General features: G+C 69.3%; 14 protein-coding genes. 8 read left to right on the top strand and 6 right to left on the bottom strand.

Annotated elements, in window-relative coordinates:
* The first annotated feature begins 132 nt into the window (after positions 1–132).
* From DYE23_RS20660 to DYE23_RS20675, 4 genes are read left to right on the top strand one after another with little or no spacing between them, the layout of a single operon-like run.
* Complete coding sequence (locus DYE23_RS20660) at positions 133–1,110, top strand: oligopeptide ABC transporter permease OppB (RefSeq protein WP_011893146.1); 978 nt, start codon at positions 133–135, stop codon at positions 1,108–1,110.
* Positions 1,107–2,006: an oligopeptide ABC transporter permease OppC gene (locus tag DYE23_RS20665; protein ID WP_115328026.1), complete on the top strand. Its 900-nt coding sequence runs from the start codon at positions 1,107–1,109 to the stop codon at positions 2,004–2,006. The genes DYE23_RS20660 and DYE23_RS20665 overlap by 4 nt, the downstream gene beginning before the upstream one ends.
* Complete coding sequence (locus DYE23_RS20670; RefSeq protein ID WP_115328027.1) at positions 2,003–3,838, top strand: oligopeptide ABC transporter ATP-binding protein OppD; 1,836 nt, start codon at positions 2,003–2,005, stop codon at positions 3,836–3,838. Before DYE23_RS20665 ends, DYE23_RS20670 begins: the two co-directional genes overlap by 4 nt.
* Before the next feature lie 11 nt (positions 3,839–3,849).
* On the top strand, positions 3,850–5,526 hold the full coding sequence (locus DYE23_RS20675) for an oligopeptide ABC transporter substrate-binding protein OppA (RefSeq protein ID WP_115328028.1): 1,677 nt from the start codon (positions 3,850–3,852) through the stop codon (positions 5,524–5,526).
* Here the strand turns inward: DYE23_RS20675 and DYE23_RS20680 are convergent.
* Genes DYE23_RS20680 through DYE23_RS20690 form a run of 3 tightly spaced genes read right to left on the bottom strand, consistent with a single transcriptional unit; the run spans position 5,516 to position 10,597 of the window.
* Positions 5,516–6,745, bottom strand: a complete 1,230-nt coding sequence (locus DYE23_RS20680; RefSeq protein ID WP_172527819.1) for an alpha/beta fold hydrolase — start codon at positions 6,743–6,745, stop codon at positions 5,516–5,518. The genes DYE23_RS20675 and DYE23_RS20680 overlap by 11 nt on opposite strands.
* A gap of 55 nt (positions 6,746–6,800) precedes the next feature.
* The gene (locus DYE23_RS20685; RefSeq protein WP_115328030.1) at positions 6,801–9,452 is read right to left on the bottom strand and encodes an AAA family ATPase; all 2,652 of its coding nucleotides are present in this window, start codon (positions 9,450–9,452) and stop codon (positions 6,801–6,803) included.
* Positions 9,449–10,597, bottom strand: coding sequence for a metallophosphoesterase family protein (locus DYE23_RS20690; RefSeq protein WP_011893140.1), 1,149 nt, complete (start codon positions 10,595–10,597; stop codon positions 9,449–9,451). The genes DYE23_RS20685 and DYE23_RS20690 overlap by 4 nt, the downstream gene beginning before the upstream one ends.
* A 102-nt stretch (positions 10,598–10,699) precedes the next feature.
* Here DYE23_RS20690 and DYE23_RS20695 point away from each other — a divergent pair, with 102 nt between their 5' ends.
* A complete protein-coding gene (locus DYE23_RS20695) occupies positions 10,700–11,218 on the top strand; it encodes a SixA phosphatase family protein (protein ID WP_099961790.1) in 519 nt (172 codons plus the stop codon).
* Positions 11,219–11,220: 2 nt separating this feature from the next.
* Here DYE23_RS20695 and DYE23_RS20700 read toward each other — a convergent pair whose 3' ends face one another.
* A complete protein-coding gene (locus DYE23_RS20700) occupies positions 11,221–11,766 on the bottom strand; it encodes a DUF3558 domain-containing protein (protein WP_011893138.1) in 546 nt (181 codons plus the stop codon).
* Positions 11,763–12,344, bottom strand: a complete 582-nt coding sequence (locus DYE23_RS20705) for a DUF3558 domain-containing protein (protein ID WP_011893137.1) — start codon at positions 12,342–12,344, stop codon at positions 11,763–11,765. Before DYE23_RS20705 ends, DYE23_RS20700 begins: the two co-directional genes overlap by 4 nt.
* A 118-nt stretch (positions 12,345–12,462) precedes the next feature.
* Here DYE23_RS20705 and DYE23_RS20710 point away from each other — a divergent pair, with 118 nt between their 5' ends.
* Genes DYE23_RS20710 through DYE23_RS20720 form a run of 3 tightly spaced genes read left to right on the top strand, consistent with a single transcriptional unit; the run spans position 12,463 to position 18,328 of the window.
* Positions 12,463–14,205: an ABC transporter ATP-binding protein gene (locus DYE23_RS20710; protein ID WP_172527938.1), complete on the top strand. Its 1,743-nt coding sequence runs from the start codon at positions 12,463–12,465 to the stop codon at positions 14,203–14,205.
* Positions 14,202–16,106 (top strand): ABC transporter ATP-binding protein, encoded by a 1,905-nt coding sequence (locus DYE23_RS20715; protein ID WP_115328032.1) that lies wholly within the window; start codon positions 14,202–14,204, stop codon positions 16,104–16,106. The genes DYE23_RS20710 and DYE23_RS20715 overlap by 4 nt, the downstream gene beginning before the upstream one ends.
* A gap of 59 nt (positions 16,107–16,165) precedes the next feature.
* Positions 16,166–18,328 (top strand): molybdopterin-containing oxidoreductase family protein, encoded by a 2,163-nt coding sequence (locus DYE23_RS20720; protein ID WP_115328033.1) that lies wholly within the window; start codon positions 16,166–16,168, stop codon positions 18,326–18,328.
* Between the two features lie 4 nt (positions 18,329–18,332).
* Here the strand turns inward: DYE23_RS20720 and DYE23_RS20725 are convergent, their stop codons facing one another.
* Positions 18,333–18,536, bottom strand: coding sequence for a hypothetical protein (locus DYE23_RS20725; protein ID WP_011893133.1), 204 nt, complete (start codon positions 18,534–18,536; stop codon positions 18,333–18,335).
* Positions 18,537–18,573: the final 37 nt, after the last annotated feature.

Raw genomic sequence — 18,573 nt, forward strand, 5'->3', positions numbered from 1 at the left:
CGGTCCGCGCGCTAGGGGTTCTCTATGTCTTTCCTATGCGCGAGCTGTGAGTGAGGTGCAGCGCGCCGCCGGGCTGCGGCACCGCGCATCTCCTAACCTGGGGCGCATGCAGCCCGCAGGCGGACACACCGCATGACACGGTTCCTCGTCCGGAGGCTGCTCAAGTTCGTCATCCTGCTCGGGGTGGCGTCGTTCCTGACGTTCGCGCTGACGTCGGTGATGTTCCAGCCGCTCGACAGCCTGTTGGAGCGCAACCCGCGACCGCCGCAGGCCGTCATCGACGCCAAGGCCGAGGAGCTGAACCTCAACGCCCCGATCCCGGTGCGTTATGCCGACTGGGTGTCGGGGGCGGTCCGCGGGGACTTCGGGACGACCGTCGGCGGACAGCCGGTCAGCGACGAGCTGTGGCGGCGGATCGGGGTGAGCCTGCGACTGGTGCTGATCGGCTCCGTCATCGGCACCGTGCTGGGGGTGGTGGCCGGGGCGTGGGGCGCCATCCGTCAGTACCGGCTCTCGGACCGGGTGATCACCGCGCTGGCGCTGCTGATCCTGAGCGCGCCGACGTTCGTGATCGCCAACCTCTTGATCCTCGGGGCGCTGCAGGCCAATTCGGCGCTCGGGGTCCAGCTGTTCGAATACACCGGCGAGTCGTCGCCGGACGCGGTGGGCGGTGGCTGGAATCAGTTCGTCGACCGGGCGCAACACCTGCTGCTGCCGACGTTCACGCTCGCGCTCACCGCGATGGCCGGGTACAGCCGCTACCAACGCAACGCGATGCTCGACGTCCTCGGCCAAGACTTCATCCGGACCGCCCGCGCCAAGGGGCTCACACGCCGGCAGGCGTTGTTCAAACACGGCCTGCGCACCGCGCTGATCCCGATGGCGACGCTGTTCGCCTACAGCGTGGGCGGGCTGTTCACCGGCGCGGTGTTCGTCGAGAAGATCTTCGGCTGGCACGGCGTCGGCGAGTGGTTCGTGCTGGGTATCGCCGCCCAGGACACGAACATCATCGTCGCGATCACGGTGTTCACCGGCGCCACCGTGCTGCTGGCCGGGCTGCTCTCGGATGTGCTGTACGCGGCGCTCGATCCCCGGGTGCGTGTGTCGTGAGTCCTGAAGAGCACCGGTTCGTCTCGCGCCGCACGCTCGTGTGGCGTCGGTTTCTGCGCAACCGGCCCGCGGTGGTGTCGCTGTTCATCCTGGCGGCGCTGGCGATCAGCTGCTGGGCGTTGCCGCCGCTGCTGCCCTACTCCCACACCGACCTCGACTACTACGCGCTGCAGCAGCCGCCCACCACCACGCACTGGTTCGGCACCAACGCGCTGGGCCAGGACATCCTCGCGCAGACGCTGCGGGGCATGCAGAAGTCCCTGCTGATCGGGGTGTGCGTGGCGTTCCTGTCGACGTTGATCGCTGCGACGGCGGGCGCGATCGCGGGCTACTTCGGCGCATGGCGCAGCTCTGCGCTGATGTGGCTGGTCGATCTGCTGCTGGTGGTGCCGAGCTTCCTGCTGATCGCGATCGTGACACCGCGCACCCGCGAATCGGGCACCCTGATCTGGTTGATCCTGCTGCTGGCGGCGTTCAGCTGGATGATCAGCGCACGCATCGTCCGGGGCCTGACGATGAGCCTGCGGGAACGCGAATTCGTCACCGCGGCACGCTATATGGGCGTCCGCAACTGGCGCATCATCGTTCGCCACATCCTCCCCAACGTGGCCTCGATCCTGATCATCGACACCGCACTGAACGTCGGGCTGGCCGTCCTGGCCGAAACCAGCCTGAGCTTCCTCGGTTTCGGCGTGCAGCCACCCGACGTGTCGCTGGGCACGCTGATCGCCGACGGCACCCGGTCGGTGACGACGTTCCCGTGGGTGTTCCTGTTCCCCGCCGGCGTTCTGGTGCTGATCGCGTTCTGCGCGAACCTGGTCGGTGACGGTCTGCGCGATGCCCTCGACCCCGGCGTGCGGCCGCCGCGCCGGCGCAGGCGGAGGGCCCGCGCGTGAGCCTGCTCGAAGTGCGCGGACTGCACGTCACGTTCCCCACCGACACCGAAGCGGTGCCCGCGGTGCGGGGTCTGGACTACCACGTCGAATCCGGAGAGGTGGTCGCGCTGGTCGGCGAGTCCGGCGCGGGCAAATCCGCGGGCGCCATGGCCGTCGTCGGACTGCTTCCCGAGTGGGCCGAGGTGAGCGGGTCGGTACGACTCGACGGCGACGAGTTGCTCGGACTCGACGACCGGCAGATGTCGCGGATCCGCGGCGCGCGGATCGGCACGGTGTTCCAGGATCCGATGTCGGCACTGACGCCGGTCTACCCGGTCGGCGATCAGATCGCCGAGGCCGTCCGCATCCATCAGCGCGGGGTCGACGCCAGGGCGGCGCGCGCCCGTGCCGTCGAACTGCTCGAACTCGTGGGCATCTCCCAGCCCGCGCAGCGGGCCCGGGCGTTCCCCCACGAGCTCTCGGGCGGAGAACGGCAGCGCGTCGTGATCGCGATCGCGATCGCCAACGACCCGGACCTGCTCATCTGCGACGAACCGACCACCGCGCTGGACGTCACCGTCCAGGCGCAGATCCTCGACGTTCTGCGTACCGCCCGGGACGTGACCGGCGCCGGCGTGCTGATCATCACCCACGACCTCGGTGTCGTCGCGGAGTTCGCCGACCGGGCACTCGTGATGTACGCCGGCCGCGCTGTCGAGGCCGCGCCCGTGTCCGACCTGTACCGCAACCGCCGGATGCCCTACACCGCAGGACTTCTGGGGTCGGTTCCGCGCCTGGACGCCACTCAGGGAACCAGGCTGGTGCCCATCCCCGGTGCGCCGCCGTCGGTGACGAACCTGCTGCCCGGATGTCCGTTCACGCCGCGGTGCCCGCTGGCCGTCGACGAATGCAGCACTGCCGAACCGCCTTTGGAATCGGTCGCACCGAACCATCAGGTCGCCTGTATCCGCAACGGTGATGTCGCCGGCCGCTCCGCCGCCGAGATCTACGGGGTGTCGACGTCGCCGCCCCGCACCGAGGCGGCCTCCGAGGACGCGGTGGCGCTGCGGGTCGAGGGACTGACCAAGACCTTCACCCTGACCAAGGGGTTGGTGTTCCGCCGCCGGATCGGCGAGGTCCGCGCCGTCGACGGGATCAGCTTCGAGCTGCAGCAGGGACGCACGCTGGGGATCGTCGGGGAATCGGGGTCGGGCAAGTCGACGACACTGCACCAGATCCTGGAGCTGAGCCCGCCGCAAGCCGGCGCGATCGAGGTGCTGGGCCGTGACGTCGCGTCACTCGACCGCGCAGGCCGGCGTGCGCTGCGCAGCGATCTGCAGGTGGTGTTCCAGGATCCCGTCGCCTCGCTGGACCCGCGACTCCCGGTGTTCGACATTCTTGCAGAACCCCTGCAGGACAACGACTTCGACAAGGCTGCGATCCGCGACCGGGTCGCCGAACTGTTGGGGGTCGTCGGCCTTCGGCGCGAGGACGCGAGCCGGTATCCGGCCGAGTTCTCGGGCGGTCAGAAGCAGCGGATCGGCATCGCCCGCGCCCTGGCCCTGCGCCCGAAGATCCTGGCTCTCGACGAGCCGGTGTCCGCGTTGGACGTGTCGATCCAGGCCGGCATCGTCAACCTGCTGCTGGACCTGCAGGAGCGTTTCGGCCTCGCGTACCTGTTCGTCTCCCACGACCTGTCGGTCGTCCGCCACCTCGCCCACCGGGTCGCGGTGATGAACAAGGGCGTGATCGTCGAACAGGGCGACAGCGACCAGGTCTTCGGCAGCCCGCGGCACGACTACACCCGCCGCCTGCTCGACGCGGTCCCCCGCACGCAGGCCGATCGCCGTTAGAGTCAGTCCGCATGACGGTCTTCAAGGGTGCGATCCTGCGACTGCTGGCCGGGGGGACGGTGGCGGCACTCGTCCTGGCGGGATGCTCCAGCGGCGAGCAGTCCGTGCCGGCGGCCGGCGGCAACTCCGAGCTCGGCGCGACCGCCGACATCAACCCGCAGGATCCGGCCACCCTCAGGCAGGGCGGGAACCTGCGGCTGGCGCTGACCGGCTTCCCGACCAACTTCAACAACCTGCACATCGACGGCAACCTCGGCGAGGTCGGACGGATGTACCGCCCGACGCTGCCCCGGGCGTTCTTCATCAAGCCCGACGGCGAGATGACCGTCAACAGCGACTACTTCACCAGTGTCGAGCTGACCAGCACCGAACCACAGGTCGTCACCTACACGATCAACCCGAAGGCCACGTGGAGCAACGGCCGCCCCGTCACCTGGGAGGACCTGGCGGCCCAGATCAACGCGACCAGCGGCAAGGACAAGCGCTTCCTGTTCGCCTCCCCCAACGGCAGCGAGCGCGTCGCCTCGGTCACCAAGGGCGTCGACGACCGGCAGGCCGTGATCACGTTCGCCAGCCACTACTCGGACTGGCGCGGCATGTTCGCCGGGAACGGACTGCTCTACCCGAAGGAGATGACGCAGGACCCGGAGGCGTTCAACAAGGGCTTCCTGAACGGCCCCGGCCCGTCGGCCGGACCGTTCGAGATCACCACCGTCGACCGTGGCGCGCAACGAATCGTGTTGACCCGCAACCCGAAGTGGTGGGGCACGCCACCGGTGCTGGACTCGATGACCTACACCGTGCTCGACGACGCCGCCGTCATCCCGGCGCTGGAGAACAACGCGCTGGACTCCGTGGGGCTGGCGACGCTCGACGACCTCGAGCGGGCGCGGCGGGCCGACGGCGTCTCGATCCGGCGGGCACCGGCACCGAACTGGTACCACTTCACCTTCAACGGCGCCGAGGGTGCGCTGCTGTCGGATCCGGCACTGCGCCGGGCGATCAGCAAGGGCATCGACCGGCAGGCCATCGCCGCGGTCAGCCAGCGCGGGCTCACCGATGCGCCGGCGGCGCTCAACAACCACATCTACCTGGCGGGGCAGGAGGGCTACCAGGACAACAGCGTGGGCTTCGATCCCGAGGCCGCCAAGCGTGAGCTCGACGAGCTGGGCTGGACGCTCAACGGCCAGTTCCGGGAGAAGGACGGCAAGCGCCTCACGATCCGTGACGTCTTCTACGACGGGGCCAGCACCCGCGGCATCGCGCAGATCGCCCAGAACCAGCTCACCCAGATCGGGGTGAACCTCGAGCTCGTGCCCGCTGCCGGCGGCAGGTTGTTCACCGAGTTCATCACCCCCGGGAACTTCGACATCGCCCAGTTCGCCTGGGGCGGCGACGCATTCCCGCTCGGGAGCCTCACCCAGACCTATGCGTCGGCCGGTGAGAGCAACTACGGCAAGATCGGCAGCCCGCAGATCGACGCGAAGATCGAGGAGACGCTCTCCGAACTCGACCCGGCGAAGGCCCGCACGCTGGCCAACGAGCTGGATCGGATGATCTGGGACGTCGGGCACAGCCTGCCGCTGTTCCAGGCTCCCGGCAACGTCGCGGTGCGCAGCGATCTCGCCAACTACGGTCCGGCGGGAATCGGCGACCTCAACTTCTCGGCGATCGGCTTCACGAAGTAGGCGGTACCTGCACGGCGCCCGGGACGACCGACTCGGCACGTGCCGCGGCCGTGATCGCGCCGACCAGCAGCCGCACCGTGAGATTCGCCGGAAGCTCGTCGAGTTCGGCGGCGCGCGAGGGGAGTTCGTGGAGCGCTCCGGAGCAGACGGCCCTGCAGATCTCCACCGCCGCCCGTTCGCGGATGTCGAGGAAGCTGTGGCCGGCGGTCGGCAGCGTCACCAGCACCGAGTCCGGGATCAGGTCCGCGACGCGGCGCGCCACCCCGGGCGGCGTCGTCAGGTCCCTCCCGCCGGAGAGCACCGCGGTGGGCCAGCCGAAGCCCGGCATCGCCGACGGCAGGTCATACGGCTCGCCGACGAATTCGACCGTGCCGGAGGCCATCTCACGCAGCGCGACAGCGGGGTCGACGGGACCGCCGTCGGGGACGGCGCCGTAGTTCAGTTCCTGATAGGCGATGCGCTCCACCAGGTCCGGTTCATGGTGGTAGGGCGTCTTGCGCTCGATCACGAGCTTGGTGACCCGCTCGGCGATCTTCCACAACCGGTTGCGGTCTGCCAGCAGCAGGTCGAGCTGTCGACGCAGAGCGTCGGGTCCGGCCAGCTCGTACAACCCGATCATCAGCAGGACGTCCTGCGGGGTGAGCGCACCCTCGTCGGCCAGCGTGCGCACCCGCGGCGCGAGGTCCGGGTCCTCCCACAGCACCCGGCGCGTCTGCGCCCGCACGTCGTCGATGTCGTGCGCGGACAGCAGCGGCGAGTCCAGCACCATCGCGTGAACCCGTCCGGGGTGACGGACCCCGACGCCCGCGGCCAGGTAGGACCCGTAGGAAGCGCCGTACACCACGGCGCGCTCGACCCCTGCATCGTCGAGCACGGCCGCGATGTCGTCGACGGCGGCGTCGACGGTCAGCGCCTCGGGCGGCAGATCGGCGCCGTCGTCGTCATGACGGGACAACCCGACACCACGGTGTTCGACCATGATGACGTCCAGGCCCGCGACGGCCGCGTGTCGGCGGAACGACCGGTACAGCGCGATGGACGCGGCCCCGGGCCCGCCCGGGATGACGACGAGCGGATGCGCGGACTTTCGGCCCGTCCGCACGTAGAAGACGTCGAAATGGTCCTCGCCGCCCGGGCGGACCGGCCTGCGGACCGGGCGCACCCCCGGCAGCGCCGCGAGCCTGTCGTGCACGCGCCGGCGTCGCGCATTCATCGTCATCACGCTCATTGTGCCCCGCGCCGTCGCCGGGTACCCGTCGGCGCATGCGGTCGGATCAACCGGCGACCAGCTCGATGTGGCGGGCACTGCGGACATCGGCGTAGCGCTGCGGGCTGCAGGTGAGGATGATGACCTGACCGTCGCCGGCGACCGCGTCGAACACCTCCGCCATCCTGGTCAGCCGCTCGGCATCGGTGAAGCCGAGCGCGTCGTCGATCACGACCGGCACGCTGTCCTCCTTGGCGACCAGCGCCGCGCCGGCCAGCCGTGCCACGATGCCCAGCTGTTCCTTGGCGCCGCCGGACAGGGACTCGTAGGGCACCGTGCGCCCCGACAGCGTGCGGTGCCCGATGCGCAGCTCGCTGTCGACGTCGACCTCGAACGTCTCGCCGAACACGATGCGGCCCAACCGTTCCACCTCGGCGCGGAACGGGTCGACATAGCGCTGCCGCATCGCGTCCCGATGCCTGCCCATGACCGTCCGGAGCAGCTGCGCCGCCCGAGCCCGGCGCTGCACCCGTCCGAACTCCGCCTCGGCCCGCTCACGCTCGGTCTCGGCGGCGTCGAGGTTGCCCTTGCGCCCCTCGGTGCCGAACACCTTCAGCTGTGCGGCGATCTCGCGGAGCGCCTCGAGGGCCTCGTCCCGGCGCGCCGTGACCGTGGTGACCGCCCGGTCGGCGTCGGAGAGCGCTGCCGCCACCGCGTCGGGATGATGCCGGGCCAGCTCCTCGCGGAGCCCGGCGACCGCGGCCATGGCCTTGAAAGCGGCCTCGGCGTCGGCGTCGGTCTTGAGCGCCAGTTCGGCGTCGCCGACCGAGGCACGCTGCTCGGCCAGGCGCGCGGCGATCGTGGTCAGCTCCTGCTGGGCGGACTGCAGCTTCTGGGCGATCCTGGCTGCGTTCAGCTCCCGCTGGGCGACCAGCTTGCCCGCCTGATCGGCGACCTTGCGGCGGGTCTCGCAGTCCCGGATCGCGTCCTGGTGGGCGGCGGTCGCCTCGATCAGCTCCAACCGCTGCGCTGCGGGATCGAGGATCGCGACCTCGGTGTCGAACAGACCGTCCGCGGCGGGGATCCGGGCGTTCACCGCCGACAGCCGGTCCCGGAGGTCCTCGACGGAATCGTCGGCGGTCAAGGCGTCCAGGATCGCGCTCACCTGCCGGCGCGCGGCCTGCAGTTGCTGACGGTGGGCATCCAGCGCGCGTGCCGCGGCGAGATCGGCGACACCGGCCTGCGCGAGTGCGTCCGACAGCGCCGCCGTCGCCGTGTCCAGCTCGGCCCGGGTCGCCGATGCCGACGCCCCCGGTGTGATCCGCAGCGACAGCACGCCCGCGACGTCGACCCCGGTGTCGGTCGCGACCCCCGCCGACCAGGTGTCCCCCGCGTGCAGCGTCACCGCACTGCCGTCGACACTGATCTCCATATCGGCGGCGGCCACCAGTTCCATACGGGCCGAGGCGTACGCGACGGCCGCGGTGGCCCGATCGACGACGGCGGCGGCCTTCTCGATGGCCGTCATCAGCGGGTCGGTCAACGCGATCGCCGCCAGTTCGCCGCTGACGGCGTCCAGTTCGCGCTGATGGCGTTCGATGGTGGCGATCCTGCCCGCAAGGCGGTCCACCTCTTCGCGGTCGGCCAGCCGCTGCACCGCGCCGCGGGCCGCGTCCACCCGTTCCTGGCCGGCCGTCAGGGCCAGCCGGGCCTTCTCGGCGGCCTCGTCGGCGGCCACCTTCATCTGCGCAGCCGTGTCCAGTTCGTCGGTGGCGACCGCGGATTCAGCCTGCAACCGCGTGATCGTCGCGGTCCGGTCGTCGATGTCGGCGCGGCACCGTCGCCGCTCGGTCAGCGCACTCTGCGATGCGGTGTGTGTCGAGGTCGCCGCCTCCGCACGTGCGGTCGCCCGGTCGAGGTCGGCACGCAGGGCCGCGACCTTTTTCTCCGCCTGTGCGGCCGACTCCAGATGCGCGGCAGCGGTGACTCTTTCAGCGGACAGCACAGCCAGGTCGGCGGTCAGTGCGGCATGTCTGCGCACGGCCTCGTCCACCTCGGCCACCGCCGCGGCGCACCGGGCGACCTGTTCATCGGCGTCGCGCAGGCGCTTGGTCGCTGCCGCCCACTCGCCGGTGGGCTTGCCGGTGAGCGTGAAATAGCGGCGGTACTCCTCGTCGATACGGTCGACGAGGAGCGTATCGACGGCGCCGCCCGGCGCAGGATCGTCGTCGACTTCCCCGGCCACCACATCGAGCGCGCGCGAAAGTGCGTCGCAGGCGGACAGATCGGCGGCGGTCGTCGGTGCCGACTGCAGCACCCGCTGCGCCTGCCAGAGGTCGAGGTCGACGGTCTCGGCGAGCATCGCGCGAACCCGCTCGTGGGCTTCGTCGCCGGTGAACTGCTGGCGCCGGGGCGCCACCACCGTCAGTTCCGTCTCCGGCTTCTTGTGGAACCGTTTGCGGTACACGAATCGGTAAGGCCCGGCGGAGATCTCGGCGGTGACCTCGGCGCCGACGTCGGCGTGCGTCGGCTTGACCTGCTTGATCTCTTTCTTGTTGGAGCGGTCCTTGGACTCCAGGAGCAGATCGAGCGCTTCGAGCATCGAGGACTTGCCGACCTCGTTCGCGCCGCTGACCACGACCACACCCCTGTCGGGAAATTCGATGTCGCGGTGGGTGATTCCGCGGTAGTTCGTCAGGACCAGCCGGTGCAGCTTCACGCCGCGCCTCCTTCGGTGAGCCGGAGCAACAGGGCCAGCGCGCCGCGGGCATCTTCGGCATCGTCACCCGTCGAGCGCGCGGTGGCCACCAACTCCTCCACCGCCGCGGCGGCGAACCCGCCGATCCCGAGGTCGTCGAACTCCCCGTCGGCGGGCATGACCGCGATGTCGGTCTGCTTGTCCCACGGCACCAGGGCGGCGAACAGGCGGGCGTACCGATCCAGGCACGCGTCGAGTGCCGCCTTGTCGGTCACCGTCAGTGACCCGGTCAGCCCGAGCCGGATCACCGTGGTCTCCTTGTCCGGCATCTGGTCGAGGTTGATGTCGAGGTCGGCGATGTCCCTGTTGTCGTCGACGGCGTGGCGCAGCGACATGAAGCGCCACACACCGACGCGGCGGGCGTCGACGGTCACGGGCCGGCTCTCGACGGTGTCGTCGATGTCGACGACGAGCACCTGGCCCGGATCGGGCTCGATGTCGTCGTAGTTGGTCACCTCCGGCGAACCCGAGTACCAGATGCGGCCGGTCGACCCGACGCTCATGCGGGAGTGCTTGTCGCCCAACGCGACATAGTGCACCGCACCGCGGGCGAGGGCGGCCTCCACCGCGGCCAGCCCGATCAGCGACGGCCGGTCCTTGTCGGGGACCAGGATGTCGACGGCACCGTGGCCGACGACGATGCGGGTGGTCCCGTCCTCCGGGAGTCCGTCGAGCGCCCCGGCGACCAGGTCGGTGGTCGGCGCCTTCGAGAACCACGGCGCGGCGACCAGCTCGAGGCCGGGACGGACCTCGTACACCCCGGGGGTGTCGAGGACCACGACGTTGTCGGGCCGCTCGGAGGTGAACAACGCGCTCGTGTACACCGACGACGCGTCGAGCGGATCGTGGTTGCCGGGAAGCAGGTAGACCGGGACCCCGATGGCGCGCATCGCCTCCAGCGCGGTGCCGATCTCGCGCGGGGCGAGCTGATTGTGTTCGAACACGTCACCGGAGACCACCACGAACTCGGCGCCGACCTGCGCGGCCAACGGCCCGAGCGCGGCCACCGCACCGCGGCGCGCGGCCGAATACCGTGGCTGCGCATCCCCGTTCAGGTAGTGGCGGGTCATGCCGAGCTGCCAGTCAGCGGTGTGGAGAAATCGCATCTCAGCCCGTCCTTTCCCGTGGTTTCCGTCAGGCACAGCTACTGTAGGGCCGCGCTCCGACAAGTCTGTGGACGCGCACCGGCATGCCCTACCGTTAATGGGATGAGCGACCGACTCCGCACACTGCTGCTGCTGCGCCACGCCAAGTCCGACTATCCCGACGGAGTCGTCGACCACGACCGTCCGCTCGCGTCCCGGGGTGTCCGTGAGGCCGCCCTCGCCGGCGACTGGATCCGGTCGACCATCGGCGACGTCGACGCCGTGCTGTGCTCGACGGCGACGCGGACCCGCCAGACGCTGGAGCAGACCGGGATCACCGCGCCGGTGCAGTTCGTGGACCGGATCTACGACGCCACGGCGGGCATCCTCATCGAGGAGGTCAACGGCGCGCAGGCACGCTTCGGTGAGGACGTGTCCACGCTCTTGGTGATCGGCCACGAACCGGTGATGTCCTCGGTCGCCCTAGGCCTGGCCGATGAGCGGTCCGGCAACGGCCCTGTCGCCGACAAGATCTCGGCGAAGTATCCGACGTCGTCGGTCGCGGTGCTGCGTTCGTCGGCGCCGTGGGAGCAGTGGGCGCTACGAGGCGCGGAGCTGATCGACTTTCATACCGCGCGCTGATATCAGGCGCGGGTCGCCAGCGTCAGCTCCATCAGCTTGATCGCCATCCCGCACGCGTCCATCCCCGGCGTCTGCGGGTTGACCCACCAACCCACGACACCGGCCGCGTCGCTGGCGACACCGCAGGCGCCGTTGGGGTCGTTCGGACGCATCACGATCGACTGGATACCCGCGACATTGCGCTCCTCGAGCTGATATTCGAGCTGCTCGGCGACGCTGCGCTCGTTGTCGAGGCTGCCCGTCTCGAACCAGAAGCGGGTGATGTCGACCAGGCCGGCGGGGTTGGCCGCCTGCCAGCGGCAGATCGCGCCGACGAAGGTGCTCTGGATGTCGAGCGGATCGGCGCCGACCGTCTCGGCGAGGATGTCCTCGGTGAGGACCTCACACTCCTTGAGCAGGTTCGGATACTTGCGCTCGGAGTTGTCGTTGCGCGGCACGTTGCCGGTGCCCGACTTGGCGGCGGTGCCTTCGACCGTCTGCGTGCAGCCGGTCAGCACGACGAGGCCGGCCATCGCGGCGATGGCGCCTCGGAGCAGACGTGGGGTCATTTCGAGTTCACAATCGACTGGCGGGTGAGTTCCTTGGCCACATCGCACGCGTTCGGATAGGGCGGCTGGGCGTAGCTCACCGACCACTCGATGAAGTCGTCGCCGAACTGGATGCCGACCTCGCAGAGGTTGATACCGATCTTCGGGTCGGGATCCTCGTTGATGCCGATGAACCCGTCGTGGCCCTCGATGCTGAGATCCTCGACGCTGGTGCGGGAGAGCTCCATGGTCTTGCGCTCCCGGCCGATCGGGCTCCCGCGGAACCAGGAGAACGAGAAGTGCGGCCCGAGGATCGACCCGCCGGAGAGCCACTGGCAGCCGACGGAGGTCTTGGCGGTGTTGACCAGTCCGGGCACCTCGGTCAGCCTGCCGACCTCTTCGTCGCTGAGCCCACCGCACTGCGGGAAGAACGGACCGTGTGCGACGTTCTGCTGCGGCTCCTCCGACGTCGGCACCGACGGGCCCTGCGGTTCGGAGTCCGAGCATGCGGCGAGCACCGGCATCAGCGCCGCCGCGACGACGGCCAGAGCTTTCACCGGCCGACGATGTCCGCGGTAGCTGGGGGTCACGCCATGCACTGTAGCGGCAGCCCACACAGTCAACCACCGACATGCCGACTGACCTGCCTATTTATCCGATTCTCAGGCGCGGCGGCCGCACCGCCGCCCCCTGCCTCGGATGTGCGACAGTAGCGGGATGCTCTGGGAGCTGCTCCGACGGTACGCCCGTCCGTACCGCCCACTGCTCGCGGTGGTGGCGGCCCTACAGGTGGTCAGCACGATGGCCACGCTGTACCTGCCGACGGTGAACGCGGCGATCATCGACGACGGTGTGGCACAAGGCGACCTGGACCGCATCGTGCGCCTCGGTGCGGTGATGCTGGCGGTGACCGCTGTGCAGGTGGTGTGCGCGGTCGGTGCGGTGTACTTCGGTTCGCGGGCGAGCATGGGGGTGGGTCGCGACCTGCGCTCGTCACTGTTCCACCACGTCACCGGCTTCTCCGCCGAGGAGACGGCCCGCTTCGGAGCGCCATCACTGCTGACCCGCACCACCAACGACGTCCAGCAGATTCAGCTGCTGGTGCAGCTGTCAGCCACGATGCTCATCACCGCCCCGATCATGTGTGTGGGTGGCATCTTCATGGCGATCCACCAGGACGCCGGACTGTCGTGGCTGCTCCTCGTCGCCGTGCCCGTGTTGGCGCTGGCGAACTACTGGATCGTGTCGCATCTGCTGCCGATCTTCCGGCGGGTGCAGGGGCAGATCGACAGCATCAACCGCGTGATGCGCGAGCAGCTCACCGGCCTGCGTGTGGTGCGCGCGTTCGCCCGGGAACCGTTCGAGCGCAACCGCTTCGCCGAGGCCAACACCGAGCTGGCCGGCAGCGTACTGGAGGCCGGACGGTGGCAGGCGCTGATGCTTCCGGTGACGACCCTGGTGATCAACGTGTCCAGCGTCGCGTTGATCTGGTTCGGCGGAATGCGCATCGATGCCGGTGAGATGCAGGTCGGGTCGCTGATCGCGTTCCTGTCGTACTTCATGCAGATCCTGATGTCGGTGCTGATGGCCACCTTCATTCTCGTGATCATCCCGCGGGCATCAGTGTGCGCCGAACGCATCACCGAGGTGCTCTCCACCGAGCCGGCGATCACCTCCTCGCCGTCGGCGGCGTCACCGGACACCGTGGCCGGTGAGATCCGGTTCGACCGTGCGACGTTCAGCTATGCCGGTGCCGACCGCCCGGTCCTGCAGGATGTTTCGTTCACGGCCCGCCCCGGCACGACGACGGCGATCGTCGGGTCCACCGGGTCGGGCAAGTCGACGTTGATCTCGTTGATCTGCCGCCTGTACGACGTCACGGCCGGCGCGATCAGCGTCGACGGTATCGACGTCCGTGACTTCGACATCGAGAAGTTGTGGACGGTCATCGGTATGGTGCCCCAGCGCGGATACCTGTTCTCCGGCACGATCTCCGACAATTTGCAGTTCGGCGCGCCCCCCGGCCACGTGGCGACCGACGACCAGATGTGGGAGGCGCTGCGGGTCGCCTGCGCCGACGACTTCGTCGCCGGGCACCCCGACGGTCTGCTGATGCGGGTCGCTCAGGGCGGGATGAACTTCTCCGGCGGCCAGCGCCAGCGGTTGGCCATCGCCCGCGCGGTGATCCGCAAGCCCGTGATCTACCTTTTCGACGACGCGTTCTCGGCGCTCGACGTGCACACCGACGCACGGGTGCGCGACAGGGTGCGGGAGGCGTCGGCCGGGTCAACGGTGATCATTGTCTCGCAACGGATCTCGACGGTATCCGGCGCCGACCTGATCGTCGTGCTCGACGACGGGCGGATGGTGGGTGCGGGAACCCACGCCGAATTGCTCGACAGCTGCTCGGCGTACCGCGAATTCGCGGATTCGCAGTCCGTGTCGGCAGGAGACCGATGAGCGGCCCCCTGGCCCGCGGGATCCGGATGGGAGAACCGCCGCAGGAGCGTTCGCGCGACTTCAAGGCCTCGGCGATCCGGCTGCTGAGGCGACTCACCCCGCAGCGGGGGATGACTGTCGCGGTCATGCTCCTCGGCGTGGGCGGCATCGCGATCGGGGTCGTCGGGCCGCGGATCCTCGGTCACGCGACCGATCTGCTGTTCAACGGCGTCATCGGCCGGCAGCTGCCGGCGGGGTCGACCAAGGAGCAGGCCATCGACGCCGCCCGCGCCAGGGGCGACACCACGTTCGCCGATCTGCTCTCCGGTATGGACGTCGTCCCGGGCCAGGGGGTCGACTTCGCGGCAGTGGCCCGCACGCTGATGCTCGCGCTGGGCCTGTATCTGGTTGCGGCGCTGATGGTCTGGATCCAAGCCCGGCTGCTCAACGTCGTCGTGCAGCGCACCATGGTGTCGCTGCGCGCCGACGTCGAGGACAAGGTGCACCGGCTACCGTTGCGCTACTTCGATTCCCGGCAGCGCGGGGAGGTGCTCAGCCGGGTCACCAACGACGTGGACAATCTGCAGCAGTCGCTGACGATGTCGATCACCCAACTGCTGACCTCCGTGCTGACGGCGGTGGCGGTGCTGGTGATGATGCTGACGATCTCACCGATGCTCACGCTGCTGACCGTGGTGACGGCGCCGTTGTCGCTGTGGGTGACCCGTTCCATCGCGAAGCGGTCCCGGACACTGTTCGTCGCGCAGTGGACCAACACGGGTCGGCTCAACGCGCACATCGAGGAGACCTACAGCGGATTCACCGTCGTCAAGACGTTCGGACACCGGGCCCGCGCCGAGGATCAGTTCCGCGAGCTCAACGACGACGTCTACCACGCCAGCTTCGGCGCGCAGTTCCTCTCCGGCCTCGTCTCCCCCGCGACGATCTTCATCGGCAACCTGAGCTACGTCGCGGTCGCCGTGGTGGGTGGTCTGCAGGTCGCGACCGGACAGATCACCCTCGGCGGCATCCAGGCGTTCATCCAGTACGTCCGCCAGTTCAACCAGCCGCTGACCCAGATCGCCGGGATGTACAACACCATGCAGTCCGGAATCGCCAGCGCGGAGCGGGTCTTCGACCTCCTCGACGCCGAGGAGGAACCCGCTGATCCGGTCGAGGCGCTGCCCGCGTCTGCCGACCGGCGCGACGGCCGTGTCGAATTCGATGGCGTCTGGTTCAGCTACCGGCCCGGGACCCCGGTCGTCGAGGACCTGTCGCTGGTCGCCGAACCAGGGCAGACGATCGCCATCGTCGGACCCACGGGTGCCGGTAAGACCACCCTGGTGAACCTGCTGATGCGGTTCTACGACGTGGATTCGGGCCGCATCCTGCTCGACGGCACCGACATCACGACGGTCAGCCGCGGGTCGCTGCGGTCCCGGATCGGCATGGTGCTGCAGGACACCTGGTTGTTCGCGGGAACCATTTACGACAACATCGCCTACGGCCGGCCGGACGCCGCTCACGACGAGGTGATCGAGGCGGCCACCGCGGCGTATGTGGACCGCTTCGTGCACACGCTGCCGGACGGCTACGACACCCGCATCAACGACGGCGGCACCAACATCAGCGCCGGCGAGAAGCAGCTCATCACCATCGCGCGCGCGATTCTGGCCCGCCCCCAGGTGCTCGTCCTCGACGAGGCGACGAGCTCGGTGGACACCCGGACCGAGGTCCTGATCCAGCACGCGATGCGCGAACTGCGCCGCGACCGCACCAGTTTCATCATCGCGCACCGGCTCTCGACCATCCGCGATGCCGACACCATCCTGGTGATGGAGGCGGGCAGGATCGTCGAACGCGGCACCCACAGTGAGCTGCTGGCACGTCGCGGGGAGTACTGGACGATGGTCAACCGGTAATCGATCTGCTCAATTCCGTTTCGGGGACGGCCGCCGAGGGCTCGGGGCACCATGACCACATGAGCCGGACTGTGCACACGTTCTGCCGGTACTGCCTGGCCTCCTGCGGGGTCGAGGTGACCGTCGAGGACAACCGCGTCACGAAGATCTCAGCCGATAAGCGCAACCCGCACAGCTGGCACGACTTCTGCGCCAAGGGACGCACCGCCGCGCAGCTCGTCGAGCATCCCCGCCGGATCCTGAACCCGATGCGTCGGGTCGGCGACGAATACGTCGAGGCGGCCTGGGACGAGGCCATCGCCGACATCGCGACCCGGATGAACGCGGCGATCGACGCCGGCGGCCCCGATGCCGTCGGCGTGTATTACGGCAACCCGGCGGGCTTTTCGTCCTCGAACATCGTGTTCATGAACGGCTGGCTCGATGCCGTCGGCACCCACAGCCGGTACGCCGTCGGGTCGATCGACCAGAACGCGATGCACGTCGTCGCCCAGGCCATGTACGGATCGATCCTGATGGCGCCGGTGTCCGACATCGACAACTGCGACTACTTCCTGCTCGTCGGCACCAATCCGGCCGTGAGCGCCTGGAACTGGCTCGAGACCGTGCCGGGCGGATGGCGACGAGCGCTCGCGCGCCAGGCCCGGGGCGCGACGATCGTCGTCGTCGACCCCGTGCGCACCGAGTCGGCCGCGAAAGCCGATGTGCACGTGGCGGTTCGGCCCGGCCAGGATTGGGCGCTGCTGCTCGCGATGGTCGCGGTGATCCTCGGGGAGGGGCTCGAGCACCGGCAGGACTGCGCTGAGCTCGTCGACAGCATGGAGGGCCTGCGCGCGCTGGTCGCCGACGTCGACATCGACGATCTGGCCGATCGCTGTGACGTCCCGCGGGACCGGATCGAGTCGGTGGCACGGGATTTCGCGACGGCGCGGGCAGCGATGGTCGTCACCCGGACCGGGGTGTCGATGCACTTGACCGGCACCGTCGCCGAATGGCTCGGCCATGTGCTCAACGTCATCACCGGGCGGATGGATCGGCCGGGCGGTCGCCGGTACGAGCCCGGCTACGTCGACGCGATCAGGATGTCGGGCATGGTGAAGGCGACGCCACATCGCAACCGTCTGTCGGGACGGGAGATGGTCGCCGGAGCGCACGCGCTGTCCGAACTTCCCGACGAGATCACCACGCCGGGGCCGGGCCAGATCCGCGCTCTGCTGCTCAACTGCGGCAATCCGGTCGTGTCGGGTCCCGACGGCGCGCGACTCGACGAGGCCCTGTCCCAGCTGGACCTTCTGGTCGCCATCGATTTCGTGCAACGCGAAAGCCACCGGCACGCGCACTGGCTGCTGCCGGCGGTGCACTGGCTGGAGCGCGACGACCTGCTGGCCTTCACCAGCAACATGCATGACGAACCGTACCTGCACTTCGGCGCCCGGGCCGTGGAGCCACCGCCGGGGGCGCGGCAGGAGTGGCGCATCTTCGTCGACCTCGCCCTCGCGATGGGCAAGCCGCTGTTCGGCGCCAAGGGGCTCAACGCGTTCATCACCGCGACGCGGAGGGTGGCGCGGGTGACCCGGCGGCCGCAGCTCGAGTTCTCCCCCGCCTGGATCGACAGGCTCGTCGTCGCCACGGGCCGGAAGTTCAACGGACGCAGGATCAGGTGGCGCGAGGTGCTCGCCCATCCGCACGGCTGGGTGCTCGGCCCCCGCGAGTTCGGGCATTTCCGCGAGGCACTGCGCACCCCCGACAAGGTGGTTCGTCTGGCTCCGCCCGAGTTCGTCGCCCGCGCGCGGGAACTGCTCGCCGAGCCCGCCCCGGCTGCGCCGGCCGGATACCCGTTTCAGCTCGCCAACCGCCGCCACCGGCACTCGATGAACTCCTGGCTCAACGACCTGCCCGGGCTGCATCCGTCGGGAAAGGGTAGCGAGGTCGTCCTCCATCCCGACGACGCGGCGCCGCTGGGCATCGCCGACGGAGACCGCGTCACGGTGCATTCCCCGGTCGGGGCGATCGAGCTCACCGCGGCGGTCTCGGATCAGCCCCGCCCCGGCGTGGTGATCATCGACCACGGTTGGGGATCACGGGTTTTCGATCCCCGGGGCGGATCGGCGCCAGTGGGGTTCGGGGTCAACCGCAATCTGCTGGTCGACGCGGAGCCGGTCGACCCGCTGTCGCAGACTCCGGCGCTGAACTCGGCCTACGTCGCGGTGACCCGAGTCTGAGGTCTCAGCCGCGCGTGCGCAGCACGGCCACGCCGCCGCCGACGAGAGCCGCCACCAACAGCGCCATCGCCCAGCCTGCCCCCAGCAACCACCACACCAGTCCGACGACGAGAAGGACAGGCGATACCGCGAACAGCACCATGCCGGGATGCTGCTTGATCACCGCGAGAGCGCCCCGGGCCCGCTGCCGGTCGATTTCCTTGGCCATGTCGCCAGAATGCCAGGTGCCGAGCGCCGTGACGACA

The organism is Mycolicibacterium gilvum, assembly GCF_900454025.1.
GTDB lineage: Bacteria > Actinomycetota > Actinomycetes > Mycobacteriales > Mycobacteriaceae > Mycobacterium > Mycobacterium gilvum.